Below are 26,441 nucleotides of genomic sequence, written 5' to 3'. Positions count from 1 at the left end.
TTCAGGAGAATTTCAATGGCTGCCCTAAATTCGAAAGTCAGAAAGGCCGTTATCCCGGTGGCGGGATTGGGTACCAGGATGTTGCCAGCGACGAAGGCAATCCCAAAAGAGATGCTGCCTCTGGTTGATAAGCCATTAATCCAGTATGTCGTGAATGAATGTATTGCAGCAGGAATCACCGAAATTGTGCTGGTGACGCATTCATCTAAAAACTCTATTGAAAACCATTTCGATACCAGTTTCGAACTCGAAGCAATGCTGGAAAAACGCGTTAAGCGCCAGCTTCTTGAGGAAGTACAGTCTATTTGCCCTCCACACGTGACCATTATGCAGGTTCGTCAGGGCCTGGCGAAAGGTCTGGGGCACGCCGTATTGTGCGCGCATCCGGTAGTGGGTGATGAGCCGGTCGCGGTTATTCTGCCTGACGTTATTCTTGATGAGTATGAGTCCGATCTTTCTCAGGAAAACCTGGCGGAAATGATTAAACGCTTTGATGAAACCGGCAGCAGCCAGATTATGGTTGAGCCCGTTGACGACGTGACGGCCTATGGTGTGGTTGACTGCAAAGGCGTTGATCTGCAACCTGGCGAAAGTGTACCGATGGTTGGCGTTGTTGAAAAACCTAAAGCGGACGTCGCGCCGTCTAACCTTGCAGTCGTAGGCCGTTACGTACTGAGCGCTGAAATCTGGGCGCTGCTGGCGAAAACGCCTCCGGGTGCGGGCGATGAAATCCAGCTGACCGATGCTATCGATATGCTGATCGAGAAAGAGACCGTGGAAGCCTACCATATGAAAGGTAAGAGCCATGACTGCGGGAATAAGCTCGGTTATATGCAGGCATTCGTCGAATATGGTATTCGCCATAACAGCCTGGGTGAGGAATTTAAAACCTGGCTCAAAGGCAGCATGGGTATTAAGTAATAAGACTCACAACCCAGCGAACAAGACCGGTGTGGCGATGCGCACCGGTTTTTTTTTGCCTGACGCGTCATAATTGGCAGGAGATTGTCAAGGACGTTAAAAACGTTACCACTCAATATGACAGAATGTAAGGAGATGTTCGGTCGATTATTATGGGCATAAAAAATCCCGCATTAAGCGGGATTTTTCAGAACCCTTCCAGATTAATCCTTGATCAGGAAGTCATCCAGTTGTTTACCTTGTTCGTCCATTGCTTTCTTGATTACAGCAGGAGTACGACCCTGGCCGGTCCAGGTTTTCTCTTCGCCGTTCTCATCGATGTAGCTATATTTAGCAGGACGAGCTGCACGTTTTGCTTTGGTACCGGTTTTAGCCGCAGCCATGCTGTTCAGCAATTCGTTTGGATCGATACCATCGGCAATCAGCATTTCGCGATATTGTTGCAGTTTACGTGTACGTTCTTCGATTTCAGCCGCAGCTGCGCTTTCTTCTTCACGACGTTCGTTAACTACAACTTCTAATTTTTCGAGCATTTCTTCAAGCGTCTCAAGGGTACATTCTCTTGCCTGCGCACGAAGAGTACGGATGTTGTTCAGAATTTTAAGTGCTTCGCTCATTGTAGTAATCTCAAACTTATAATGGGGGTGGGTTTGTTGTCCTAATAATAGAGCCTTAATTTCACTTGTGCAATAGGTGGGAATGTAAGGAATTCAAAAAATACAAAATAAACGTCGCTATAATTAATTACGCTAACTTAAATTTCATTGTTTGTTGGGACTGTGAGATATCGTTTCAAACGGCAGAAGTGCGTCATTTGCATGTTTGTTTTGTGACTTTTACCTCAGGAATTATAGTTGCAGTTGATAAATATCAGCCTTTCGTATTACCCCGTGTAAGCAAAGCGAAGCCAGGAACAGTTAATAAATAGTGAATTTTAATGAACGAAGAAGCCACTATAAAAGAAGTGTTATCTCCGGTTAGGCGTTCATCTTATTGTCAGTGCGAAATTCCATTACTGTCTGTTTTAACGCATTATTTTACGCTATTCGTGAATGAGTTCTGGGGTGTTTGACGGCCTGGCGTGTGCAGCCCACCGCTGATGACAGTACAAAATATGGTACAATGATTCATCGGTAATATTACACATTGATTAGGGTTCTTCGGCCAATGGCACAACTTTATTTCTACTATTCGGCAATGAATGCAGGGAAATCAACGGCGTTACTGCAATCCTCATACAATTATCAGGAGCGGGGGATGCGTTCTGTTGTTTATACCGCCGAGATCGACGATCGTTTTGGGGCAGGGAAGGTAAGTTCAAGAATAGGGCTCTCGTCGCCTGCAAGGCTGTTTAACCCTCAGACGAACCTGCTGGAAGATATTCGTGCCGAGCATGCCTCTAAGCCTGTTCATTGCGTACTGGTTGATGAAAGCCAGTTCCTGACCCGGGAGCAGGTCCATGCGCTTTCAGAGGTTGTTGATGAGCTGGATATTCCCGTTCTTTGCTATGGATTACGTACCGATTTTCGGGGTGAGTTATTTGCTGGCAGCCAGTATCTTCTCGCATGGTCGGATAAACTGGTTGAGCTAAAAACGATCTGCTTTTGTGGCCGCAAGGCAAGCATGGTTCTTCGCCTTGACCAGTCGGGGAAACCCTACGCTGATGGCGAGCAGGTGGTGATAGGAGGCAATGAACGTTATGTCTCGGTCTGCCGCAAGCATTATAAAGAGGCGCTGGCTGTAGGCTCGCTGACGGCGATACAGGGCGACAATCGAAAATAATGAGAAAGGCTTACTGATTCTCAGATATAAAAAAACCCGCCAGCGGCGGGTTTTTTGTCACATTCTCAATTAAGCGTTTTTCTTCGCTTTCTTGTCAGTCTTTACAACTGCGGGGATTTCAACTTTTACGGCAGCGACATCGCTTTCGGTGAAGTTACGGCCGTAATAGGTATCCAGCAGGATCTGTTTCAATTCGGAAATCAGTGGATAGCGCGGGTTAGCACCAGTACACTGGTCATCGAATGCATCTTCAGACAGTTTATCTACGTGAGCGAGGAAGTCAGCTTCCTGAACGCCTGCTTCGCGGATAGATTTTGGAATACCCAGTTCAGCTTTCAGACTTTCCAGCCATGCCAGTAGTTTCTCGATTTTCGCGGCAGTACGGTCGCCCGGTGCGCTCAGTCCCAGGTGATCTGCGATTTCAGCATAGCGACGGCGAGCCTGTGGACGGTCGTACTGGCTGAATGCAGTCTGCTTGGTTGGGTTGTCGTTAGCGTTATAGCGAATAACGTTGCTGATCAACAGGGCGTTCGCCAGACCGTGAGGAATGTGGAACTGTGAACCCAGTTTGTGCGCCATGGAGTGACAGACACCCAGGAAGGCGTTAGCAAATGCAATGCCTGCGATGGTTGCCGCACTGTGTACACGTTCACGCGCTACAGGATTTTTAGAACCTTCGTTGTAAGAAGCTGGCAGGTTTTCTTTCAGCAATTTCAGCGCCTGCAAAGCCTGACCGTCAGAGAACTCAGAAGCCAGTACGGAAACGTAAGCTTCCAGAGCGTGAGTTACCGCATCCAGACCACCGAACGCACACAGTGATTTCGGCATTTCCATAACCAGGTTGGCATCAACGATAGCCATGTCTGGCGTCAGTGCGTAGTCAGCCAGCGGATATTTCTGACCGGTTGCGTCATCAGTCACAACGGCAAATGGCGTCACTTCTGAACCGGTACCGGAAGTGGTGGTGACGGCGATCATTTTCGCTTTCACGCCCATTTTCGGGAACTTGTAGATACGTTTACGGATATCCATAAAGCGCAGCGCCAGTTCTTCGAAGTGCGTTTCCGGATGCTCGTACATAACCCACATGATTTTCGCCGCGTCCATTGGGGAACCGCCACCCAGCGCGATGATCACATCAGGTTTAAAGGAGTTCGCCAGTTCAGCACCTTTACGTACAACGCTCAGGGTTGGGTCAGCTTCAACTTCAAAGAAGACTTCAGTTTCGACGCCAGCCGCTTTCAGAACAGAGGTGATCTGGTCTGCATAGCCATTATTGAACAGGAAACGGTCAGTCACGATGAGCGCACGTTTGTGGCCATCAGTAATCACTTCATCCAGCGCGATTGGCAGAGAGCCGCGGCGGAAGTAGATAGATTTCGGAAGTTTGTGCCACAACATGTTTTCAGCTCGCTTAGCAACGGTTTTCTTGTTGATCAGGTGTTTTGGACCAACGTTTTCAGAGATGGAGTTACCACCCCAGGAACCACAACCCAGAGTCAGGGAAGGCGCGAGTTTGAAGTTGTACAGGTCACCGATACCGCCCTGAGAAGCAGGGGTGTTAATCAGGATACGTGCCGTTTTCATCTTCTGACCGAAGTGAGCAACACGCTCAGGCTGGTTATCCTGGTCAGTGTACAGGCATGAGGTGTGGCCGATACCGCCCATTGCCACCAGTTTCTCGGCTTTTTCTACCGCGTCATCGAAATCTTTCGCACGGTACATTGCCAGCGTCGGGGACAATTTTTCGTGAGCAAATGGCTCACTTTCATCAACGACTTTAACTTCACCAATCAAAATTTTGGTGGTAGCAGGAACGCTAAAGCCCGCGAGTTCAGCGATTTTATATGCTGGCTGACCCACGATAGCCGCGTTCAGTGCACCATTTTTAAGAATCACGTCCTGAACGGCTTTCAGTTCTTTACCTTGTAACAGGTAGCCGCCATGGCTGGCGAAACGTTCACGAACGGCGTCGTATACTGAATCAACCACGACAACAGACTGTTCAGATGCGCAGATAACGCCGTTATCGAAGGTTTTAGACATCAGCACAGAAGCAACTGCACGCTTGATATCTGCCGTTTCGTCGATCACAACAGGGGTATTACCTGCGCCTACGCCGATGGCTGGTTTACCGGAGCTGTATGCTGCTTTAACCATACCAGGACCACCGGTCGCCAGAATCAGGTTAATGTCCGGGTGATGCATCAGGGCGTTGGACAGTTCAACAGAAGGTTGGTCGATCCAGCCGATCAGATCTTTTGGCGCACCCGCAGCAATGGCGGCCTGAAGCACGATATCTGCTGCTTTGTTAGTTGCGTCTTTCGCACGTGGGTGCGGGGAGAAAATGATTGCGTTACGTGTCTTCAGGCTGATGAGCGATTTGAAGATGGCGGTGGAGGTTGGGTTAGTGGTTGGAACGATACCGCAAATGATGCCGATCGGTTCTGCAATAGTGATGGTGCCGAAAGTATCGTCTTCTGACAACACACCGCAGGTTTTCTCATCTTTATAGGCGTTGTAGATATACTCTGAAGCAAAGTGGTTTTTGATCACTTTATCTTCAACGATACCCATACCGGATTCGGCAACGGCCATTTTAGCGAGAGGGATTCGAGCATCTGCAGCAGCCAGAGCGGCGGCGCGGAAGATTTTATCAACCTGTTCTTGGGTGAAATTGGCATATTCACGCTGGGCTTTTTTTACGCGCTCGACGAGGGCGTTCAGTTCAGCGATATTGGTAACAGCCATAATGCTCTCCTGATAATGTTTAAACTCTTTTAGTAAACCAGCGCTCGATACGTCTGACAGTATAGTCAGAGTCGATCCCACTTGCGTAACACACAGTAAAACAAAGGATTACTCACTGCTTCCGCTCACTAATTTACTAAAAGAGCCTTACCTTAGCATCATACCTTTTTGATAGGTGATCTCCCTGGTGGCGTAATCAAGATTACTCACTTCTGAGTACGAAAATTATGATCAGGATCAATTTTGTCCTAAGCTGATACCTTTCAGCAGGGTTATTTTGTGCTAATGATTCCACTGTTAAATAATTAAGTAACTATTAGAAGTGACGCTATCATTGATTACACAAATGTTTAACATCATGAATTGATATTGTTTTAGAACAGATTTCTGGTGAAGTGTGCGGCTAAAAAGCGTATCTTCAGCGCGGATTTATCATGACACGCTGTCACCTCCTGGCCATGCTCAATTGCGGAGCTTAATGTGATTCAAACGCTCTTTGATTTCCCAACTTATTTCAAGTTTTTTATCGGCTTGTTTGCTCTGGTCAACCCGGTAGGGATCATCCCTGTCTTCATTAGTATGACCAGCTATCAGACGGCCGCCGCACGCAATAAAACCAACCTGACAGCAAACCTGTCGGTGGCGATCATCTTGCTTACGTCTCTTTTCCTCGGGGACGCCATTCTTCAGATCTTCGGCATCTCGATTGATTCCTTCCGTATAGCGGGTGGGATCCTGGTGGTGACGATTGCTATGTCTATGATCAGCGGCAAACTAGGGGAGGATAAACAGAACAAGCAGGAAAAATCAGAGACCGCCATCCGCGAGAGTATCGGCGTGGTGCCTCTGGCACTGCCGCTGATGGCAGGCCCGGGGGCGATCAGTTCCACTATTGTCTGGGGTACGCGCTACCACAGCCTGATGCACCTGATTGGCTTTTCAGTCGCCATTGCGCTGTTCGCGCTGTGCTGCTGGGGCGTATTCCGTATGGCGCCATGGCTGGTTCGCTTGCTGGGACAAACGGGCATCAACGTGATTACCCGTATCATGGGCCTGTTGTTAATGGCGTTGGGCATCGAATTTATTGTTACCGGTATAAAAAGTATTTTCCCCGGATTATTACACTGACTTTCATTTGAAAGAGCGGAGCCAGCGGCTCCGTTTTTTTTACGTGATTATCTGCAAATCATATAAATAAAGTTGAAATAGCCGTTAGTCATAATAAGTTCTGCTAATAACCCTCTTGTGTTGTTTTTCAAGAGGTTGTTTACTGTCCTTTCGCCCTTCCGCGCATTTATCCTTCAAGCAATCTGTTATTTTACTCACATGATACTCTGGGGCTTGCTGACAGATTACCGAAATGATATTAGTAATTTCGAGGCTGACCCAGACGAATGTGCTAAATAATAACCAGTTGTTAAATTATCGTGAAAAGTCGTTCTGAAAGGCTATGTCGCTGCGCTTGTAGCAAGTAATTTGTATAACTACATGAATTTAATCTTTTTTTGTTGATTTTTTCGCGGGTAACGGCTGGTGTCACAAATGTGCCTGCCATCGTAAAAGAGAAATGCTTAACAAATTTGCAAAATGTATTGGCGAGAGTTAGCACCATTTGGTACTTTCCGGCCTTATATTTTGCAGCATTAAACAAGTTGATGAGAACTATTTTCATATAGCCCTCACCTAAGATAGCCAACGCACTTCTCTGACAGGGGGAGGGTGTGAAGAATCGACGCAAGATCGCCGTACGAGCGGTCAGTAATAATGAAGTCGGTGATAGCAAGAAGTAAAAAAAGAACCTGACAGTAGCAAAAAAAACTCCTGCGCTGTACAGGCCCCAACAGGGGATTACACAACTGGCGAAGGCCGGTCATTATAATGAGTGGAGTATCAACACAATGTCCATCATCACAAAAAAAAGTCTGGTAGCGGCGGGGATTTTAACTGCGCTAATCGCGGGCAACGCTGCAATGGCTGCGGACGTTCCTGCCGGTGTTCAGCTGGCTGAGAAGCAAACGCTGGTACGTAATAACGGTGCGGAAGTGCAGTCTCTTGATCCGCACAAAATTGAAGGTGTTCCAGAGTCTAACGTTAACCGCGATCTGTTTGAAGGTCTGCTGGTGACTGACGTAGACGGCCACCCGGCTCCGGGCGTGGCGGAAAAATGGGACAACAAAGATTTTAAAGTCTGGACCTTCCATCTGCGTAAAGATGCGAAATGGTCCGACGGTACGCCGGTTACCGCCGAAGATTTCGTCTATAGCTGGCAGCGTCTGGCGGATCCGAATACCGCCTCCCCGTATGCGAGTTATCTCCAGTATGGGCATATTGCCAATATCGATGACATCATCACGGGTAAAAAGCCAGTAACCGACCTGGGCGTAAAAGCCATCGATGCCAATACCTTTGAAGTGACGTTGAGCGAACCTGTTCCGTACTTCTACAAGCTGCTGGTTCACCCGTCCGTCTCCCCGGTACCAAAATCCGCGGTAGAAAAATTTGGTGAAAAATGGACCCAGCCTGCGAATATCGTGACCAACGGTGCATATAAGCTGAAGGACTGGGTCGTTAACGAACGTATGGTGCTGGAGCGCAACCCGCAGTATTGGGATAATGCGAAGACCGTTATTAATCAGGTCACTTACCTGCCAATCTCTTCTGAAGTGACGGACGTAAACCGCTACCGCAGCGGTGAAATCGACATGACCTATAACAATATGCCGATTGAACTGTTCCAGAAGCTGAAAAAAGAGATCCCGAAAGAAGTTCACGTCGATCCGTATCTGTGCACCTACTATTACGAAATTAACAACCAGAAAGCACCGTTCACCGACGTACGTGTTCGTACCGCACTGAAGCTGGCTCTGGATCGCGACATTATCGTGAATAAAGTGAAGAATCAGGGCGACCTGCCGGCTTACAGCTACACCCCGCCTTACACCGACGGTATGAAGCTGGTTGAACCAGAATGGTTCAAATGGTCTCAGGAAAAACGTAACGAAGAAGCGAAAAAACTGCTGGCTGAAGCTGGCTATACCGCCGACAAGCCGCTGACCTTTAGCCTGCTGTACAACACCTCCGATCTGCATAAAAAGCTGGCTATTGCCGTCGCGTCAATCTGGAAGAAAAACCTCGGCGTGAACGTGAAGCTGGAAAACCAGGAATGGAAAACCTTCCTCGATACGCGCCACCAGGGAACCTTTGACGTGGCACGTGCAGGATGGTGTGCGGACTATAACGAACCGACCTCATTCCTGAACACCATGCTGAGCGACAGTTCGAACAACACCGCACACTATAAGAGCCCGGCGTTTGATAAGCTGATTGGCGAAACCCTGAAGGTGGCAGATGACGCCCAGCGCGCCGATCTGTACGCGAAATCAGAACAACAGCTCGATAAAGACTCTGCGATCGTTCCGGTTTACTACTACGTTAACGCCCGCCTGGTGAAACCATGGGTAGGGGGTTATACCGGTAAAGACCCGTTGGATAATATTTCCGTTAAGAATCTTTATATTATCAAGCATTAATGGCAATACGTGGGGTGAGCGAGCTTGCCCCACTGTGTCTATTTTGTAACATTCATCAGGCACACGCCAGAAGGTACGGGCAATGTTGAAATTTATCCTGCGTCGCTGTCTTGAAGCGATTCCAACGTTATTTATTCTAATTACAATTTCCTTCTTCATGATGCGTCTTGCGCCGGGCAGTCCTTTTACCGGTGAACGCACGCTTCCGCCAGAAGTTATGGCCAACATCGAAGCGAAATACCATTTAAACGATCCTATCACCACGCAGTACTTCAACTATCTGAAGCAGCTTGCACACGGTGATTTTGGTCCGTCATTTAAATATAAAGACTATTCCGTTAACGACCTGGTGGCGTCCAGCTTCCCGGTATCGGCTAAATTAGGTGCTGCGGCATTTATCCTGGCCGTTGTTCTCGGCGTCACCGCGGGCGTCATCGCCGCGTTAAAACAAAATACCCGATGGGATTACGCCGTAATGGGGGTCGCAATGACCGGGGTGGTCATCCCCAGCTTCGTTGTCGCGCCGTTGCTGGTGATGATATTTGCTATAACCCTGAAATGGCTCCCCGGGGGCGGCTGGAACGGCGGGGCGCTGAAGTTCATGATATTGCCGATGGTGGCACTATCTCTGGCCTACATCGCCAGCATCGCCCGTATTACCCGCGGTTCAATGATTGAAGTCCTGCACTCGAACTTCATCCGTACCGCCCGTGCGAAAGGGCTGCCGATGCGCCGGATTATTTTCCGTCATGCCCTCAAGCCTGCGCTGTTACCGGTACTCTCCTATATGGGGCCTGCATTCGTCGGCATTATCACGGGCTCAATGGTGATTGAAACCATTTATGGCCTGCCGGGCATCGGACAGCTGTTTGTTAACGGGGCGCTTAACCGTGACTATTCGCTGGTGCTAAGCCTGACAATCCTCGTGGGCGCGCTGACCATTCTGTTTAATGCCGTTGTCGATGTGCTGTATGCCGTTATCGACCCGAAAATCCGTTACTAACTGGAGCACGCCATGATGTTGAGTAAGAAAAACAGCGAGGCGCTGGAAAACTTCAGTGAAAAGCTGGAGGTCGAAGGCCGTAGCCTTTGGCAGGACGCCCGCCGTCGTTTTATGCATAACCGTGCTGCCGTTGCCAGCCTCGTCGTGCTGGTACTTATCGCGCTGTTCGTAACCCTGGCGCCAATGCTCTCTCAGTTCACCTATTTCGATACGGACTGGGGCATGATGTCCAGCGCGCCGGATATGGAATCCGGGCACTATTTCGGTACTGATTCTTCCGGCCGTGATTTGCTGGTGCGTGTGGCGATTGGTGGCCGTATTTCCCTGATGGTCGGCATCGCGGCGGCGCTGGTGGCGGTGATTGTCGGCACGCTTTACGGTTCGCTTTCAGGCTACCTCGGCGGGAAAGTGGACTCCGTGATGATGCGTTTGCTTGAAATCCTGAACTCCTTCCCGTTCATGTTCTTCGTCATTCTGCTGGTGACCTTCTTTGGTCAAAATATCCTGCTGATCTTCGTGGCGATCGGGATGGTGTCCTGGCTGGATATGGCGCGTATTGTGCGCGGCCAGACGCTGAGCCTCAAACGTAAGGAGTTTATCGAAGCTGCACAGGTTGGTGGCGTTTCTACCGCCAATATTGTGGTGCGTCATATCGTTCCTAACGTGCTGGGCGTGGTGGTGGTATATGCCTCCCTTCTGGTGCCAAGTATGATCCTGTTCGAGTCTTTCCTGAGCTTCCTGGGATTAGGTACGCAAGAGCCGCTGAGTAGCTGGGGCGCTCTGTTAAGTGATGGCGCAAACTCCATGGAAGTGTCACCGTGGTTACTGCTGTATCCGGCGGGCTTCCTGGTTGTCACCCTGTTCTGTTTCAACTTTATCGGCGATGGCCTGCGTGATGCCCTCGACCCGAAAGACCGTTAAGGAGCGCCGTCATGACCATTATTGAAACGGCAACCGCGCCGCAGGCGCAACAGCGGACCAGCGCACTGCTGGACGTAAAAGACCTCCGCGTGACGTTTAAAACCCCCGACGGCGATGTTACTGCCGTTAACGATCTCAACTTCGACCTGCGTGCCGGTGAAACGCTGGGCATTGTGGGCGAATCCGGTTCCGGTAAATCCCAGACCGCATTCGCGCTGATGGGCCTGCTGGCGTCAAACGGCGTAATCGGCGGTTCGGCGACGTTTAACGGGAAAGAGATCCTGAATTTGCCGGAACATGAGCTGAACAAGCTGCGCGCCGAGCAGATTTCAATGATTTTCCAGGATCCGATGACGTCCCTGAACCCCTATATGCGGGTGGGCGAACAGCTGATGGAAGTGCTGATGCTCCACAAGGGGCTGGGCAAAGCCGAAGCGTTTGAAGAGTCCGTCAAAATGCTGGATGCGGTGAAAATGCCTGAAGCGCGCAAGCGCATGCGCATGTATCCGCACGAGTTCTCCGGCGGTATGCGTCAGCGCGTTATGATCGCGATGGCATTGCTTTGCCGGCCAAAACTGCTGATCGCTGATGAACCGACCACCGCTCTGGACGTGACCGTCCAGGCCCAGATCATGACGCTGCTGAACGAGCTGAAGCGCGAGTTCAACACCGCCATCATCATGATCACCCACGATTTAGGCGTCGTTGCCGGGATCTGCGACAAAGTGTTAGTCATGTATGCAGGCCGCACGATGGAATACGGTAATGCTCGCGATGTGTTTTACCAGCCAGCCCATCCGTACTCTATCGGGCTGCTGAATGCCGTGCCGCGTCTCGATGCGGAAGGGGAGTCGCTGCTGACGATCCCGGGCAACCCGCCAAACCTGCTGCGTTTGCCAAAAGGGTGCCCGTTCCAGCCGCGTTGTCCGCATGCGATGGAAATCTGTAACAGCGCACCGCCGCTGGAAGCGTTTGCCCCAGGCCGTCTGCGCGCCTGCTTTAAGCCGCTGGAGGAGCTGGTATGAACGCGATCGACGAAAAAAGAAATGTGCTGCTCGAAATCGCTGACCTGAAGGTCCATTTCGATATCAAAGACGGTAAACAGTGGTTCTGGCAGCCTGCCAAAACCCTGAAAGCTGTGGATGGCGTCACGTTGCGTCTGTACGAAGGTGAAACGCTGGGCGTGGTGGGCGAATCCGGCTGCGGCAAATCGACGTTTGCGCGTGCGATCATCGGCCTGGTGAAAGCCACCGACGGGAAAGTGGCCTGGCTTGGCAAAGATCTGCTGGGAATGAAGCCCGATGAATGGCGCGACGTGCGCAGTGATATCCAGATGATTTTCCAGGATCCGCTCGCGTCCCTGAACCCGCGTATGACCATCGGCGAAATCATTGCCGAGCCGCTGCGCACCTATCATCCGAAGATGCCGCGCCAGGAAGTTCGCGATCGGGTGAAAGCGATGATGCTGAAGGTGGGTTTGTTGCCTAACCTTATCAACCGCTACCCGCACGAGTTCTCCGGCGGTCAGTGCCAGCGTATCGGTATTGCACGCGCGTTGATCCTTGAACCAAAACTGATTATCTGTGATGAGCCGGTTTCGGCGCTGGACGTTTCCATCCAGGCCCAGGTGGTTAACCTGCTACAGAAACTGCAACGGGAAATGGGGTTGTCGCTGATCTTCATCGCCCACGATCTGGCGGTGGTAAAACACATTTCGGACCGCGTGCTGGTCATGTATCTGGGCCACGCCGTGGAGCTGGGCACATATGATGAGGTGTACCACAATCCGCTGCACCCTTATACCAAAGCGCTGATGTCTGCGGTTCCCGTTCCGGATCCCGATCTGGAGAAAAATAAAACCATCCAGCTTCTGGAGGGGGAACTGCCTTCGCCAATCAACCCGCCTTCAGGCTGCGTATTCCGTACGCGATGCCCGATAGCCGGGCCGGAATGTGCAAAAACACGACCGGTTCTGGAGGGCAGTTTCCGACATGCGGTTTCCTGCCTGAAAGTAGACCCGTTATAATCGCAAGGGCTGACATATGTCAGCCCTTATTTTTCGAGGTTAATGTGTCGCGATTATTCACGTCGGCCCGTCAGCGGCTGTATCACCTTTTATTTGATCCTGAAACGGTTTCCGGTCGCCGCTTCGAAGGTCTGTGCGGTTTATTTGCTCTGATTAGCGTCATTATTATCTTTATCGAATCTGGTGCCGGAACGCAGTACCACATGACGTATGAAGAGTGGCACGTTTTCGTCTGGCTGGAATTGATTGTCACGCTGGTGTTTACCGCGGAATATGTGCTGAGGGTCATTAGCTGGCCAAATCCGACGAAATACGTTTTCAGCTTCTGGGGATTTATTGATTTAGCCACCATCCTGCCGCTGTATGTCATGTGGCTGTGGCCTGAGATCAGCCTGAATTATGTGTTTGCCTGGCGCGCAATGCGGGCGATTCGTGTGTTACGAATTCTGAAACTGCTGCGCTTTATGCCGTCGCTGCGGGTTTTTTGGATCGCCATTGTCAGCGCCCGCCACCAGCTGATTCTCTTCTATTCGTTTATTGCTATCGTGATGATCGTTTTTGGCTCCCTGATGTATTTAATCGAAGGGCCTAAATTTGGTTTTACCACGCTTAATGCGTCTGTTTACTGGGCCATCGTCACGGTGACCACCGTGGGCTATGGCGATATTACTCCACATACGCCGCTCGGACGTATTGTGGCATCGGTTCTTATCCTGATCGGCTATTCGGTGATAGCAATTCCGACGGGGCTAATTACCACCCATATGAGCAGCGCCTTCCAGAATAGCAAGCAGCAACGCAAATGTCCGAAGTGTCAGCAGGGGAATCATGAACCTGGCGCGCGGTTTTGTCACCGCTGTGGAAATGCCTTACCGGAGTAAATAAAAAAGGCTGCCCGGGCAGCCTTTTTTATTATTCGCGCCAGAGAATATGGCACAGTTTGTGGTCCTTCTCGCGGCACAGCAGGACGCGGGCAAAGATGTCGTTAATTTCTCCGCCGTCTTCATCTGCCAGGCCAATCACCACCTCGGCGAAGAAGTCCGGATTGAGGTCAAAATCGACATGTTCGGCCCAGTCTTCAGACGGATCGAACAGCTCAGCACCGCCACGCTCTTCAAATTGCAGATTGAAAAGAATGACGTCAGCAGGGTCGAGATTATCGACCGCCAGCTCGAGAAAAATATCGTAGGCCTGTTCGAGCGTTTCGTCTTCGGTCAGGCGATTGTTCAGATCCATTTCCATGATGACTACCTGTTAAACATCGTTGGGCACGTTTTACAGCAACGGACTAAAGAAGTAAAACAGTCGTTCGGCAATTCGCTGCCACAGCGGACGTTTTGCCCACAGTCTGGCGTCCAGCAGGCGTGAGCGGGAGATATAATCGTCCTGCACCGCCGCCAGATCGCCGCCGAACCCGGCGTCATCAATGACCAGCGTAATTTCAAAATTCAGCCACAGACTGCGCATATCGAGGTTGACGGTACCCACCAGGCTCAGCTCTCCGTCCACCAGCACACTCTTGGTATGTAACAGCCCGCCTTCGAACTGATAAATTTTAACGCCTGCGGCCAACAGCTCACTAAAGAACGCGCGGCTTGCCCATCCCACCAGCAGCGAATCGTTCTTGCGCGGCATAATAATGCTCACGTCAACGCCGCGCTGTGCCGCTGTACAGATGGCATGCAGAAGATCGTCGCTGGGAACGAAATACGGCGTGGTCATGATCAGATATTCCCGCGCGGAGTACGCGGCGGTCAGCAGCGCCTGATGGATCAGATCTTCCGGGAAGCCGGGACCGGAGGCGATAGTGTGGATAGTGTGCCCGCTGGCTTCCTCAAACGGCATGATATTGCCATCCGGCGGCGGGGGAAGAATGCGTTTACCGGTTTCAATTTCCCAGTCGCAGGAATAGACGATACCCATTGAGGTCGCGATCGGTCCTTCCATCCGCGCCATTAAATCGATCCATTGCCCCACGCCGGAATCCTGCTTGAAGAAGCGGGGGTCAACCATGTTCATGCTGCCGGTGTAGGCGATATAGTTGTCGATCAGAACCATTTTCCGGTGCTGGCGGAGATCCATGCGGCGCAGAAAAACGCGGAAAAGATTCACTTTCAGCGCCTCGACCACCTCGATACCGGCGTTGCGCATCATGCCTGCCCACGGGCTACGGAAAAAGGCCACGCTGCCGGCGGAGTCCAGCATCAGGCGGCAGTGGATACCGCGACGTGCAGCGGCCATCAGCGATTCGGCGACCTGGTCCGCCATGCCGCCCGGCTGCCAGATATAAAACACCATCTCGATATTATGCCGGGCGAGCTGGATATCGCGGATCAGCGCCTGCATCACATCATCAGAAGAGGTCATCAGTTGCAGCTGATTGCCTTTTACCCCAGCAATGCCCTGGCGGCGTTCGCACAGCTTGAACAGAGATGCGGCCACGCTGCTGTTTTCTTCGGCGAAGATATGCTTGCAGGCTTTAAGGTCGGCAAGCCATTTCGCCGTGGAGGGCCACATGGCGCGGGCGCGTTCGGCGCGGCGTTTACCCAGATGAAGTTCACCGAAAGAGAGATAGGCGATAATGCCCACCAGCGGCAGAATGTAGATAATCAGAAGCCAGGCCATGGCGGAAGGTACCGCTCTGCGTTTCATCAGAATGCGCAACGTCACCCCGGCAATTAACAGCCAGTATCCTAAAATGACCAGCCAACTCACCACGGTGTAGAAGGTTGTCATAAATAAAAAATCCTTTTGAAAGCGTGTTGTTATGAGTTTACGCATCAGGATTCATCTGGCAAATAAAAACGGCAGATAAAAGCGCTGGTTTGCCGCCTGCTTAGGCATATAATGGCATCTCTGTTAAAGAAAGAGTTGTAGACATGAAGCGCAGTAGAACTGAAGTTGGGCGCTGGCGCATGTTGCGACAGGTGAGTCGTCGTAAGGCTCGTTGGCTGGAAGCACAATCCCGCCGCAATATGCGTATCCACGCCATCAGAAAATGTGGCCTGAACAGACACCGTAACGCGTTGTTGTTCGCGGTCCAGGACATCTGAAAAGCATGAGGGCACCGTAAAGGTGCCCATTAAATATCCAGGCTATCAATTTTTGCAGTCTCCTGCCGTTTGCGTTCCTCGATATACTAAGTCCCCATAACGACATGATATTAAAAGATGAATCCTTATCTCTGGATTTTTATTGTACTTTTGGCGCTGGATGCGCTCAGGGAAGATACAGGACTTTCGTCATTTTCCTCATTGGGAGATTATGTTTTCGCATGGGGAATACATTGGCTTTATTAAAGGAAAAAAGGATGAACGTAAAAGTGATGGCAGCACTCTTCGGGATTGCGATATTAAGCGGTTGTGCCAGCAGTAAAACCTCACCCGAGCGGCACGCGTTTTATTTCGTGTCGCATCAGTCCAGCTTTACCGGCGGCAATTACACCTCCAGCGTGCAGAAAAATTATCAGCTGAACGTGGCGCAGTTCCGCGAGCTTTATGTCCGGGGCAAAGCTGACCGCGCGGAAGGGCGGACTCAGGCTGAAGCCAGTGAATACGCGCAAAGCATTCGCGATCGGCTAAAAGAAAATGCGACGTCGCAGGAATTGTTCGCGGGCAACGCGAAGGATAAATGGTCATCGGACATGGACAGTAAAGACGCCATATTATTTGGTAACGAACTGGCCGCGACTTATCTTGATGGCTATAACGGCGTACAATAGCGCAACTGATACAGGGGATACCGTAATTACCGGTATCCCCGCTGTTTTTGAGCGAAAGGAGTGAGACGTGTTTACGGAGTTTGGTGTACTGAATTTCTGGACCTATGTTGTCGGTGCATTTTTTATCGTGCTGGTTCCAGGACCGAACACCTTGTTTGTGCTGAAAACAGGGATTGGCCACGGCGTTAAGAAAGGCTATCTGGCAGCCACCGGTGTGTTTATTGGTGATGCCGTGCTGATGTTTCTGGCCTGGGCGGGCGTCGCCGCGTTGATCCAGACCACTCCGGTTTTATTTAATATTGTCCGCTATCTGGGCGCGTTTTATCTGCTGTGGCTGGGCGGAAAAATGCTTTGGTCCGTTATAACGCGTCAAAAAAATGCGCACGAAAGTAGCGCCGAACCGGCAAGCGCGATCCTTAAGCGTTCGCTGGTGCTGAGCCTGACGAACCCGAAAGCGATTCTCTTTTACGTGTCGTTCTTCGTGCAGTTCATTGATGTCAATGCGAAGAATACCGGCACGTCGTTCCTGATCCTCGCCACAACGCTTGAGCTGATCAGCTTCATGTACATGAGCTTCCTGATTTTCTCAGGCGCGTTTGTTACGCGTTATCTGAAAACCAAAAAGAAACTGGCGAAGCTGGGGAATGGGCTGATAGGTCTGCTGTTTGTCGGATTTGCAGCGAGGCTGGCGTCGCTGCACTGAATGAAGAAAAGGCTCACGAGGGAGCCTTTCGTTTCAGAATACTTTTTTATATGGGCGAACCGTGACTTTCTCGTACACGCCGGCTGCGACGTACGGGTCTGCTTCTGCCCAGGACTGTGCGGCTTCCAGGGATTCAAACTCGGCAATCACCGTGGAGCCGGTAAAACCCGCCGCGCCCGGATCGTTGCTGTCAACGGCAGGCATCGGACCTGCGGTCAGCAGCCGACCTTCTTCCTGTAGCAACTGTAAACGCGCCAGATGGGCAGGGCGAACGGAAAGACGTTTTTCCAGAGAATCAGGTACATCTTCAGCGTAAATCACGTAAAGCACGGCAAAGCTCCTTAACCGGTAAAAGTGACAATTACGTTATGTGAAAGCACAAATGACTGCAATGTAAAGATAATAACAATGTTAAAACCCTGATCTGAATGCCCCTTTTTTGCCCTCATGTACGCTTAAATTGCGCCAGGACAAAGTGTCTTATTGAATATGATTGCTATTTGCATTTAAAATCGAGGTTCGGTTTTTTAACGTTGATGATTATGACTTCGATGACCCTTGATTTACCTCGCCGCTTTTCATGGCCGACGCTGCTTTCCGTCGTTATTCACGGTGCTGTCGTGGCGGGTCTGCTCTATACCTCGGTTCATCAGGTTATTGAAATGCCAGCGCCAGCGCAGCCAATTTCGGTGACCATGGTATCGCCTGCGGATCTTGAGCCGCCGCAGGTTGCACCGCCGCCGCCACAGCCCGTTGTTGAACCCGAGCCGGAACCTGAGCTGGTTCCTGAGCCGCCGAAAGAAGCGCCGGTGGTGATCCACAAGCCGGAGCCGAAGCCAAAACCGAAGCCGAAGCCAAAACCGAAGCCGGTCAAAAAGGTGGAAGAGCGTCCGAAACGTGAAGTGCGTCCTGTTGAACCCCGGACCACGCAGCCGGTTGAAAATGCCGCTCCGTCGCGTCCGCTGATGAATAACACCACAACCGCAACAAAACCGACGGTTACGGCACCTGCTGGCCCGCGCGCGCTGAGCCGTAACCAGCCGCAGTACCCGGCACGTGCTCAGGCGTTACGTATTGAAGGGCGCGTACGGGTGAAATTCGACGTTACGGCGGATGGACGTGTGGATAACGTTCAAATTTTGTCCGCACAGCCGGCAAATATGTTTGAACGCGAAGTTAAATCGGCCATGCGCAGGTGGCGCTATGAAGCCGGTAAACCCGGCAATGGATTGATTGTGAACATTGTCTTCCGCCTGAACGGCGGGGCACAGATGGAATAAAAGAAGCCTCCGCAAGGAGGCTTTTTTTGTCGAAGGATCAACCCCGTGGGAGCTGACGCGGTTTGCCGTCGCTATCCACCGCCACATAGATAAATAATGCCTCCGTCGCTTTATAGCGCTGACCAATCGGTTCAGAAGAGACTTTTTTTACCCACACTTCAATGTTGATGGAAATAGACGTATTACCGCGTTTTACGCAACGTGCGTAACAGCACACCACATCACCCACCGCAACCGGACGCAGGAAGGTCATGCCGTCTACCCGGACGGTAACCACGCGCCCATGCGCAATCTCTTTGGCCAGAATTGCACCGCCCATATCCATTTGCGACATTAACCAGCCGCCAAAAATATCGCCATTGGCATTCGTATCCGCAGGCATTGCCAGTGTGCGTAAAACCAGTTCGCCCTGAGGGGCGTCATTTGTTGTCATTGTTTTTAAACTCGTAACTGAAGACTTCAGGCGGGATGCTACTATGATTTCTGGCTGGAGAGAATAGGGTAAGGATGGCGAGCGTAAACGTAACCGGGGCAAATCTTATTGTGTTTTTCATCAACTCATTTCAGTTTCCAAAAAAACGCTAGAAACAAAATCAGTGATAGTCATCCACATTACAATTAACTGGCAGTAATCCCTATAAAATCCTCATGATTCAAACCTTCACGCCGGAAAGTTGTTAAAAAAAGAGGGCGGAAGAGAGGCCAGACCGCGCGGCGATCTGGCCAGAAGGATCAGTGTTTGTCATCCTGCGGCATGTGGCGATAAATATAAACGCCGCTGAGCAGGGTGAAGATAAGGGTCAGTGCCGTCAGGCCAAACACCTTGAAGTTGACCCAGATATTCTGCGGCAGCCAGAATGCGATATAGATATTCGCCAGACCACACAGAATAAAAAACAGCGCCCAGGCGATATTCAGACGCCCCCACACAGCCTGCGGCAGGGTCAGTTCTTTCCCCAGCATGCGCTGGATCAGCGGCTTCTTCATCACCCACTGGCTGATGAGCAGCGCGCCCGCGAACAGGCCGTAAATCACCGTGACCTTCCATTTGATAAATTCATCATTGTGGAAGAACAACGTCAGACCACCAAATACCGCCACCATCAGGAAGGTGATGAGCGCCATCTTTTCAACTTTGCGATAGCGAACCCAGCTGTAAATCAGCACCACAGCCGTTGCCACAATCAGCGCCAGCGTGCCAGCATAAATGTCGTACAGCTTATAAAAAGCGAAAAATACGATCAGCGGTAAAAAATCAAGAAACTGCTTCATTCTGCGATCCCAGTTACTGACGAATTAACATGTACAGGCGGAACAAATAGACCAGCAGCACGGCTGAAATCAGATTGCTCAGCGTATTGGCGACAACCGCACCGACGTTTGGCGTTAATACTGCAAAATTCGGCGCAAACAGCAACAGCAGCGTCTTGGCCAGCAGCCAGCTGATAACGGCCGGAGCGACCAGACGCATATTGGCCCACGCGAGCCTTATGCTGCTGCGCATGGCGGTGAAAATGCCCAGTTTGTCCTGTACAACCATTACTGGCGCGAATGAAAGCACGATAGCCAGCAGCACGCCCGGAACAACCACCAACATTATCCCCATCTGGACCAGCAGCGTAGTCAGGAAGATGAGGATAAACAGTTTCGGCAGCACCGGAGCACTGGCCCCGATTGCACGTAACGCGCTGACGCGTTGACCGGCAGAGACCAGCTGGATCATCAGCAACACGCCACCCGCCAGAATGGCGTTGCCAATCAGGCCCGAGAAGGTAGATGCCGCAGATGCACGCAGCAAGATTTGCTGCTGCTCTGGCGTCATATTCTGAACAAGGTCAAACAACCCTGCGCTGCCTGCAAGATGATCCCCCTGGCTCAGCGTGGCAATCTGTTCATCACTGGGTGAGAACGCATGACCCAGCACCACCGTAATAAAGGCGCACAACAACGCGATCAGTAAAAAAGTAATGAACTGATTGCGGAAAAAATTTCCCGTGTCACGGTAGACAGACTTCGCCGTGATAGACATGCACTCTCCTTGAGTATTGCAGGTGTTAATTAGCCGGCAATTGTACACCGGATAACATGCTGGTGGCAGCATCAAGGCTTGTATGGAAAAGCATATCTTTGTAAAGCGGCGGTAATCCATAGCGGGCGCGGGCGCGATTGCACGCCTCATTGATCTGCCCATCTTCTCCCGACATGATAAATTCCCGGCAGGGGCTGGGGCGCTCCTCATAAATGGCACATCGGGTAGACACCCCAGGATCACCCTGTAGCGCTACACAGCGGGCCTGCTTTTGGTTCGTGCCGCTCATGCAGCGCAGAAAGGGGGTTAACGGCTCAGTGAGATGAACCGGAACGGTACCTCCGCCATCGCTGGCTTCAGCCCAGTAAAAAGAGACTCGAAAATACGCACAACAGGCTCCGCACGTCATGCACGGGTTATGATCACTCATGGCACACCTGCAAAAGTAGAACGCATCAAATCAGATTGTGAGAGCGATAAATTATCCAGCCGCTTCATGAAGCGCAAGAGAGTGAAAAAAGAAAATTATGTAACCAAGAAATGCCAGAAATTGACGTGGTCACAACTTATTACTCAATGAGGTGTCACTAAAAATTAACCCAGATCAATGAATGTTAACTTACTGGTTCTAATGTGATCTGTGTTAGATCACTTATTACTCATTTGTGAGTATATTCACCTCCGCAATTAAAACCACAACGATGGAGCGGATATGAAAAAATTAGCGGTGGCAGCCCTTATCTTAAGCAGTCTCTCTGGCGGCGCGTACGCGCATGAAGCAGGCGAATTCTTTATTCGTGCCGGTTCGGCAACGGTGCGTCCAACGGAAGGTTCCGACAATGTGCTAGGTATGGGCGGGTTTAACGTCAGTAATAATACCCAGTTAGGCCTGACGTTCACGTATATGGCAACGGATAACATTGGCGTCGAGCTTTTGGCCGCTACGCCATTCCGTCACCGCGTCGGCTTAGGTCCGACCGGGGACATTGCCACGGTGCACCATTTACCACCAACGCTGATGGCGCAGTGGTACTTCGGCGATTCCAGCAGCAAGGTGCGTCCTTATATTGGGGCTGGCGTAAACTACACCACCTTCTTTGATGAGAAATTTAACGATACCGGAAAAGAGGCCGGTCTTTCCGATCTCAGTCTGAAAGACTCCTGGGGCGTGGCGGGGCAGGTTGGTCTGGACTATCTGATTAACCGTAACTGGCTCATCAACGCCTCGGTCTGGTACATGGATATTGATACCGATGTTCGCTTTAAAGCGGGTGGAGAGCAGCAGACAATTAATACCCGTCTGGATCCGTGGGTATTTATGTTCTCCGCGGGTTACCGTTTCTGATTCGCGTAAAAACTGGCCGCTTAGCGGCCAGTGTCGGGCATCAAAAGAACGGATAAACGGGGCGTTCGTCCAGCTTCATGCAATGCCTGAGCGTCGATTCGCCATCATACAGGTAGCTGAACGCATCGCGTGAAATGGAATGGAAAAGAATATCCCCGTTTGCAAACGGAATAATTTCGGTATCGCCGACACGCTTATGACCTGCGCCGGTTTCAAAATGCCCGAGCCACTTTTCCTGGGTGTGGTCATAGACGTGCAGAATAATGTCGACCAGACCGCGCTCCGGGCAGTTTAGCCGCAAATACGTCGATGAGAAATTCAAAGACGAAACGTGAAATGAGATAAAAAAAAGCAGAAATCCAAAAAATCTTAAAAACATCAGTACATCAAAGCCGTATTCTAACCAGACCTGGATTTTACTTAAGTAAAAACTCAACCCGTTGCTGTGGATCAATAAGAGTTAGTTTTCAATAGCATATATATTAAACATACCTCGGCCGATATTTCACGGGAGACGATATATCCCGCAAAGCACGTTAATTGCTGTATGGTGGTGCTTCCATACATCTGGCTGGAGGGGATATCCCCAACATCAAATTTGAGTGCCCGGTATGTGCCGGCAAACAATTTCATTTCACCACGTTTAGCCCGACACACAGCCAACCTCATGGTGCGGTCTGTTCAGTTTGCGGAACTCGCCTCACCACCCATTCATGCCTCCCTAAACTTAAAAGGCGGCGGTGGCTAAAGCCAGCAAGTTAATACAAGGCCTCCCGTAGAGGCCTTTTTTGTACCCGAGCGTCACTTCTGAATCAAATACCGAATAGTCGGTCCGTCCTGCTGGATATCCAGCACGGTATAGCCGTGATTTTTGGCATCAAGCGGGATATTATTGATGGATTGCGGACAATCACTTACCACCTCCAGAATTTCACCTTTCCTGAGCTGCGGTAGCGCCTCAAGCGTGGCGACGGCCGGGTAAGGGCAGGGTTCACCTACCATATCGAGACGATAGTCAGGCACGATCTCTTTCATGCGGCATTCTCCTGAGTTTCTGTTTTGACGGCGGCACGCCGGAAGAAGCGCTTCTCTTGCGCAACTACCAGTAAGAAGGCGATAAGCAGCAGGGCGTAGGTCACCATGAGCCCTCCGAGAGGACCAAAAGTATTCAGCAGGTTGACCTTGTCCCAGTTTGTTGCCAGCACCGGAGAGACGTCATCCCAGTAGTATGCCAGAAGGGTAGAACCAATCACGTTACCCAGACCGACCCACCAGTAATGCACCTGACCTTCCACGGCGCGATACATCCAGCCGGTTTCACACCCGCCCGCCAGCACAATGCCAAAACCAAACAGCAGCCCGCCAATGATCGCATTGGGACCGGCCCACATGATTTTGGGTTCCACGCCGAGCTGAACATAGCTGAAGATGCCGATCGCGCTCACGGCCATCCCAATAATAATGGCTTTCGCCATCATGGCGCGTCCGGTGATCCACAAATCGCGAAACGCGGAGGTGAAGCAAATCTGCGCGCGTTCAATTAGCAGGCCAAAACCGACGCCGAACAGCATGGCCAGGCCGAGTTTAGGCTGGTTCATCGCTGTGCAAATCGCCCAGGCAACCATAGCAAAAAAGACCAGCATACCGAGGCGGAAGCGACGACGCGCCTGATCGGGCTTTTGCGTTAACGGAGAGGCAGCGCTAACTTTCGTCATTTTCACCGGAATGCGGAACAGCGGCAGCAGGGTGAATTTAGCACCGAAACAGGAGCCGATGGCGGTGGCGACGGCAAAGAACCAGGCATGCAGCGAGAACTGCGGAATGCCGGTAAAGAACGCGGCCAGATTACAGCCCATCGCCAGGCGGGCGCCAAACCCGGCAATTATGCCGCCGACCACGGCTTGCATAATGCGGATGCGGCTTTTCGGCATGCGCAGCTTAACGTTGTTGGCCCACAGCGCGGCCGCAAAACAGCCGCCGAACATGCCAATGATCATCATCCCGTCGATGCGGGTCAGCGGTGTACCCTCGAGATGGATCAGCTTGAAGTAGCCCCACTCTTCGGCATGGACGCCTGCCAGCTGTAATAGCTGCCCACCCCAGCGGGTAAACTCGCCCGTCACAGCCCAGAAGGTGCCGGTAATACCGAAATAATAAGTAGAGAGAATGCCTGCCGCGATAACGGCTGGAACAGGTGACCAGAACTTAACCAGGTAAGTCTGTTTGAAGGAATGCCATGACATGAATAACCTCTGAACTCAGAAGGATAACGCTAAAAAGAGCCCAGATCATACGCTTACGCAAAAGTTTGGGAAGTCATTCACACCGAAAATATCGACAGGATCAATTTTGACCTGCTTCTTTCAGGAAAAGAGAAGGGAAAACCGCCTGACACCGGGGCCAGACGGTGTTAACGGTTACGCCTTGCGCGTGGCCGCTTTCATGGATGTGACGAATGCGTGTAACTCACCCAGCATCTGCTCTGGCTTATCCACGTTCTTCTCGATGATTTTCACGATAGCCGAACCGGAAATGGCCCCGGCGGCTTTCGCGTCAATCGCCGCAGTAACCTGATCCGGTGAGGAAATGCCAAAGCCCTGAAGCGGCGGTGCAGCATGGTATTCTGCCAGCTTTTCTACCAGGTGATGCAGCGGCAGCGCGGCTTTGTTTTCCGCACCGGTGACGCCCGCACGGGAGAGCAGGTAAGTATAACCCCGTCCGTAAGAGGCAATCTGACGCAGCAGATCGTCATCGGCATTCGGTGGACAGATGAAAATCGGCGCGACATTGTGGCGCATCGCCGCCTGACGGAACGGCGCAGACTCTTCAACCGGTACGTCTGCCACCAGCACGGAGTCAACGCCCACGCGGGCGCACGCTTCGTAAAACGCATCAATACCGCGGCTGAACACCAGGTTGGCGTACATCAGCAGGCCGATCGGAATGGTCGGGTGCTTCTGACGGATCGCCGCCAGCATCTCGAAGCACTGCGTTGGGGTCACCCCTGCGGCAAACGCACGCAGGGTGGCGTTCTGGATAGTCGGGCCATCCGCCAGCGGATCGGAGAACGGAATACCCAACTCCAGCGCGTCGGCACCGGCATCAATCAGTGTGTCGATAATCTTCAGAGACATCTCAGGGCCGGGGTCGCCCAGCGTCACGAAGGGAACGAACGCGCCTTCCTGGCGAGCTTTCAGTTGTGCAAATGCGTTGTCGTAGCGTTCCATCAGATTTCCCCTCGTGCTTTCAGAATATCGTGAACGGTGAAGATATCTTTGTCACCGCGACCGGAAAGGTTTACCACCAGCAGCTGTTCTTTTTCCGGGTTTTCCTTCATCATTTTCAGCGCGTGCGCCAGCGCGTGGGAAGACTCCAGGGCCGGGATGATCCCTTCATTGCGGCACAGCGTTTTGAAGGCCTCCAGCGCTTCGTCATCGGTGATGGAGACATAATCCGCGCGGCCGGTGCTGTTGAGGAACGCGTGCTGCGGCCCTACGGACGGGAAATCCAGCCCGGCAGAGATTGAGTAAGACTCCTCAATCTGCCCTTCATCGGTCTGCATCATCGGGGCCTTCATGCCGAAGTAGATCCCAACGCGACCATGCTTCAGCGGCGCACCATGCTCGCCCGTTTCGATGCCGTGCCCGGCGGGCTCAACGCCAATCAGCCCAACGCTGGTTTCGTCGACAAAATCGGCAAACATGCCGATGGCGTTAGATCCGCCGCCAACGCAGGCGATCACCGCATCCGGCAGGCGCCCCTCTTTTTCGAGGATCTGCGCTTTGGTCTCTTCACCGATCATGCGCTGGAATTCACGCACGATGGTTGGGAACGGGTGCGGGCCCGCCGCGGTACCGAGCATGTAGTGGGCGGTTTCGTAGCTGCCAGACCAGTCGCGCAGCGCTTCGTTACAGGCATCTTTCAGCGTGGCGGAGCCGCTGTGCACCGGGATCACCTCCGCTCCCATCAGACGCATGCGGAACACGTTCGGCGACTGGCGCTCAACGTCCTTCGCCCCCATGTAAATGCGGCATTTCAGGCCGAGCAGGGCGCTGGCGAGGGCTGAGGCCACACCGTGCTGCCCCGCACCGGTTTCGGCGATGATTTCGGTTTTACCCATCCGCTTCGCGAGCAGCGCCTGGCCAAGCACCTGGTTAGTCTTGTGCGCGCCACCGTGCAGCAGATCCTCACGCTTGAGATACAGCGTCGTTTTAGTGCCTTCGGTCAGGTTGCGACATTTCGTCAGCGCTGTTGGACGGCCCGCATAGTTTTTCAGCAGGTCGGTAAATTCCGCCTGAAATGCCGGATCTTTCTGTGCGCTCACGAACGCCTCTTCCAGCTGGCGCAGCGCGGGCATCAGGATTTGCGGGACGTACATCCCACCGAACTCACCAAAATACGGGTTAAGTAATGTCGTCATCTTCTCTTC

Annotated in this window: 29 protein-coding genes; 15 read left to right on the top strand and 14 right to left on the bottom strand. The window is 51.7% G+C overall.

Annotated features, from left to right (window positions below; all coding sequences use genetic code 11):
- The first annotated feature begins 15 nt into the window (after positions 1-15).
- Entirely contained in the window at positions 16-921 is a 906-nt protein-coding gene (galU, locus tag G6Q29_RS01940) for a UTP--glucose-1-phosphate uridylyltransferase GalU (RefSeq protein ID WP_165464324.1), read from the top strand.
- A 203-nt stretch (positions 922-1,124) separates the two neighbouring features.
- Here galU and hns read toward each other — a convergent pair whose 3' ends face one another.
- Positions 1,125-1,538, bottom strand: a complete 414-nt coding sequence (gene hns, locus G6Q29_RS01935; RefSeq protein ID WP_003856724.1) for a histone-like nucleoid-structuring protein H-NS — start codon at positions 1,536-1,538, stop codon at positions 1,125-1,127.
- A gap of 550 nt (positions 1,539-2,088) precedes the next feature.
- On the opposite strand from hns, the gene tdk reads away from it, so the two are divergent.
- Positions 2,089-2,703 carry a thymidine kinase gene (tdk, locus tag G6Q29_RS01930; protein WP_165464323.1) on the top strand — a complete coding sequence of 205 codons (615 nt, stop codon included), beginning with the start codon at positions 2,089-2,091 and terminating at the stop codon, positions 2,701-2,703.
- A gap of 69 nt (positions 2,704-2,772) precedes the next feature.
- Here the strand turns inward: tdk and adhE are convergent, their stop codons facing one another.
- Positions 2,773-5,454, bottom strand: coding sequence for a bifunctional acetaldehyde-CoA/alcohol dehydrogenase (gene adhE / locus G6Q29_RS01925; RefSeq protein WP_165464322.1), 2,682 nt, complete (start codon positions 5,452-5,454; stop codon positions 2,773-2,775).
- Positions 5,455-5,934: 480 nt separating this feature from the next.
- Between adhE and G6Q29_RS01920 the strand changes: the two genes are divergently transcribed.
- From G6Q29_RS01920 to G6Q29_RS01890, 7 genes are all read left to right on the top strand, one after another.
- Positions 5,935-6,582, top strand: a complete 648-nt coding sequence (locus tag G6Q29_RS01920; RefSeq protein ID WP_032641031.1) for a YchE family NAAT transporter — start codon at positions 5,935-5,937, stop codon at positions 6,580-6,582.
- A gap of 770 nt (positions 6,583-7,352) precedes the next feature.
- Entirely contained in the window at positions 7,353-8,984 is a 1,632-nt protein-coding gene (oppA, locus tag G6Q29_RS01915) for an oligopeptide ABC transporter substrate-binding protein OppA (RefSeq protein ID WP_003856736.1), read from the top strand.
- A gap of 82 nt (positions 8,985-9,066) precedes the next feature.
- On the top strand, positions 9,067-9,987 hold the full coding sequence (oppB, locus tag G6Q29_RS01910) for an oligopeptide ABC transporter permease OppB (RefSeq protein WP_003856738.1): 921 nt from the start codon (positions 9,067-9,069) through the stop codon (positions 9,985-9,987).
- Positions 9,988-9,999: 12 nt separating this feature from the next.
- Positions 10,000-10,908 carry an oligopeptide ABC transporter permease OppC gene (gene oppC, locus G6Q29_RS01905; RefSeq protein ID WP_003856740.1) on the top strand — a complete coding sequence of 303 codons (909 nt, stop codon included), beginning with the start codon at positions 10,000-10,002 and terminating at the stop codon, positions 10,906-10,908.
- An 11-nt stretch (positions 10,909-10,919) separates the two neighbouring features.
- Entirely contained in the window at positions 10,920-11,933 is a 1,014-nt protein-coding gene (locus G6Q29_RS01900; protein WP_017384234.1) for an ABC transporter ATP-binding protein, read from the top strand.
- A complete protein-coding gene (oppF, locus tag G6Q29_RS01895) occupies positions 11,930-12,934 on the top strand; it encodes a murein tripeptide/oligopeptide ABC transporter ATP-binding protein OppF (protein ID WP_003856743.1) in 1,005 nt (334 codons plus the stop codon). The genes G6Q29_RS01900 and oppF overlap by 4 nt, the downstream gene beginning before the upstream one ends.
- Before the next feature lie 44 nt (positions 12,935-12,978).
- On the top strand, positions 12,979-13,815 hold the full coding sequence (locus G6Q29_RS01890) for an ion transporter (RefSeq protein ID WP_165464321.1): 837 nt from the start codon (positions 12,979-12,981) through the stop codon (positions 13,813-13,815).
- 31 nt (positions 13,816-13,846) lie between these two features.
- Here G6Q29_RS01890 and G6Q29_RS01885 read toward each other — a convergent pair whose 3' ends face one another.
- Both G6Q29_RS01885 and cls read right to left on the bottom strand, forming a co-directional pair.
- The gene (locus tag G6Q29_RS01885; RefSeq protein ID WP_006810881.1) at positions 13,847-14,176 is read right to left on the bottom strand and encodes an HI1450 family dsDNA-mimic protein; all 330 of its coding nucleotides are present in this window, start codon (positions 14,174-14,176) and stop codon (positions 13,847-13,849) included.
- Positions 14,177-14,209: 33 nt separating this feature from the next.
- Positions 14,210-15,670, bottom strand: coding sequence for a cardiolipin synthase (gene cls, locus G6Q29_RS01880; protein WP_003856750.1), 1,461 nt, complete (start codon positions 15,668-15,670; stop codon positions 14,210-14,212).
- A gap of 143 nt (positions 15,671-15,813) precedes the next feature.
- On the opposite strand from cls, the gene G6Q29_RS01875 reads away from it, so the two are divergent.
- The 4 genes from G6Q29_RS01875 (at position 15,814) to leuE (ending at position 17,358) form a co-directional block, all read left to right on the top strand.
- On the top strand, positions 15,814-15,987 hold the full coding sequence (locus tag G6Q29_RS01875; protein ID WP_017384232.1) for a YciY family protein: 174 nt from the start codon (positions 15,814-15,816) through the stop codon (positions 15,985-15,987).
- 117 nt (positions 15,988-16,104) lie between these two features.
- The gene (locus G6Q29_RS21840; protein ID WP_431732528.1) at positions 16,105-16,233 is read left to right on the top strand and encodes a KPN_01571 family protein; all 129 of its coding nucleotides are present in this window, start codon (positions 16,105-16,107) and stop codon (positions 16,231-16,233) included.
- Between the two features lie 11 nt (positions 16,234-16,244).
- The gene (locus G6Q29_RS01870; protein WP_165464320.1) at positions 16,245-16,655 is read left to right on the top strand and encodes an Exc2 family lipoprotein; all 411 of its coding nucleotides are present in this window, start codon (positions 16,245-16,247) and stop codon (positions 16,653-16,655) included.
- Between the two features lie 67 nt (positions 16,656-16,722).
- The gene (leuE, locus tag G6Q29_RS01865) at positions 16,723-17,358 is read left to right on the top strand and encodes a leucine efflux protein LeuE (protein WP_165464319.1); all 636 of its coding nucleotides are present in this window, start codon (positions 16,723-16,725) and stop codon (positions 17,356-17,358) included.
- Between the two features lie 33 nt (positions 17,359-17,391).
- Here leuE and G6Q29_RS01860 read toward each other — a convergent pair whose 3' ends face one another.
- Positions 17,392-17,688 carry a YciI family protein gene (locus tag G6Q29_RS01860; RefSeq protein WP_165464318.1) on the bottom strand — a complete coding sequence of 99 codons (297 nt, stop codon included), beginning with the start codon at positions 17,686-17,688 and terminating at the stop codon, positions 17,392-17,394.
- Positions 17,689-17,909: 221 nt separating this feature from the next.
- Here G6Q29_RS01860 and tonB point away from each other — a divergent pair, with 221 nt between their 5' ends.
- A complete protein-coding gene (tonB, locus tag G6Q29_RS01855) occupies positions 17,910-18,638 on the top strand; it encodes a TonB system transport protein TonB (protein WP_207309774.1) in 729 nt (242 codons plus the stop codon).
- A gap of 37 nt (positions 18,639-18,675) precedes the next feature.
- Here tonB and yciA read toward each other — a convergent pair whose 3' ends face one another.
- The 4 genes from yciA to G6Q29_RS01835 all read right to left on the bottom strand — a co-directional run bounded on the left by yciA (position 18,676) and on the right by G6Q29_RS01835 (position 21,097).
- Positions 18,676-19,071 carry an acyl-CoA thioester hydrolase YciA gene (gene yciA, locus G6Q29_RS01850; RefSeq protein ID WP_165464317.1) on the bottom strand — a complete coding sequence of 132 codons (396 nt, stop codon included), beginning with the start codon at positions 19,069-19,071 and terminating at the stop codon, positions 18,676-18,678.
- 299 nt (positions 19,072-19,370) lie between these two features.
- Positions 19,371-19,910, bottom strand: coding sequence for a septation protein A (locus tag G6Q29_RS01845; protein ID WP_003856762.1), 540 nt, complete (start codon positions 19,908-19,910; stop codon positions 19,371-19,373).
- Between the two features lie 13 nt (positions 19,911-19,923).
- A complete protein-coding gene (locus tag G6Q29_RS01840) occupies positions 19,924-20,667 on the bottom strand; it encodes a YciC family protein (protein ID WP_003856765.1) in 744 nt (247 codons plus the stop codon).
- A gap of 25 nt (positions 20,668-20,692) precedes the next feature.
- A complete protein-coding gene (locus G6Q29_RS01835; protein ID WP_165464316.1) occupies positions 20,693-21,097 on the bottom strand; it encodes a YkgJ family cysteine cluster protein in 405 nt (134 codons plus the stop codon).
- 282 nt (positions 21,098-21,379) lie between these two features.
- Between G6Q29_RS01835 and ompW the strand changes: the two genes are divergently transcribed.
- Positions 21,380-22,012, top strand: a complete 633-nt coding sequence (gene ompW / locus G6Q29_RS01830) for an outer membrane protein OmpW (RefSeq protein WP_165464315.1) — start codon at positions 21,380-21,382, stop codon at positions 22,010-22,012.
- A gap of 40 nt (positions 22,013-22,052) precedes the next feature.
- Here ompW and G6Q29_RS01825 read toward each other — a convergent pair whose 3' ends face one another.
- The 5 genes from G6Q29_RS01825 to trpB form a co-directional block, all read right to left on the bottom strand.
- A complete protein-coding gene (locus G6Q29_RS01825; RefSeq protein ID WP_242637177.1) occupies positions 22,053-22,334 on the bottom strand; it encodes a hypothetical protein in 282 nt (93 codons plus the stop codon).
- A gap of 479 nt (positions 22,335-22,813) precedes the next feature.
- Positions 22,814-23,047, bottom strand: coding sequence for a sulfurtransferase-like selenium metabolism protein YedF (gene yedF, locus G6Q29_RS01820; RefSeq protein WP_014170428.1), 234 nt, complete (start codon positions 23,045-23,047; stop codon positions 22,814-22,816).
- Positions 23,044-24,255 carry a selenium metabolism membrane protein YedE/FdhT gene (gene yedE, locus G6Q29_RS01815; RefSeq protein WP_165464314.1) on the bottom strand — a complete coding sequence of 404 codons (1,212 nt, stop codon included), beginning with the start codon at positions 24,253-24,255 and terminating at the stop codon, positions 23,044-23,046. Before yedE ends, yedF begins: the two co-directional genes overlap by 4 nt.
- A gap of 174 nt (positions 24,256-24,429) precedes the next feature.
- A complete protein-coding gene (trpA, locus tag G6Q29_RS01810) occupies positions 24,430-25,239 on the bottom strand; it encodes a tryptophan synthase subunit alpha (protein WP_165464313.1) in 810 nt (269 codons plus the stop codon).
- Positions 25,239-26,432 carry a tryptophan synthase subunit beta gene (gene trpB, locus G6Q29_RS01805; protein ID WP_165464312.1) on the bottom strand — a complete coding sequence of 398 codons (1,194 nt, stop codon included), beginning with the start codon at positions 26,430-26,432 and terminating at the stop codon, positions 25,239-25,241. Before trpB ends, trpA begins: the two co-directional genes overlap by 1 nt.
- Positions 26,433-26,441: the final 9 nt, after the last annotated feature.

Source organism: Enterobacter cloacae (assembly GCF_011078175.1).
Taxonomy (GTDB): domain Bacteria; phylum Pseudomonadota; class Gammaproteobacteria; order Enterobacterales; family Enterobacteriaceae; genus Enterobacter; species Enterobacter cloacae_Q.
This window is presented reverse-complemented; position numbering and strand designations above follow the sequence as displayed.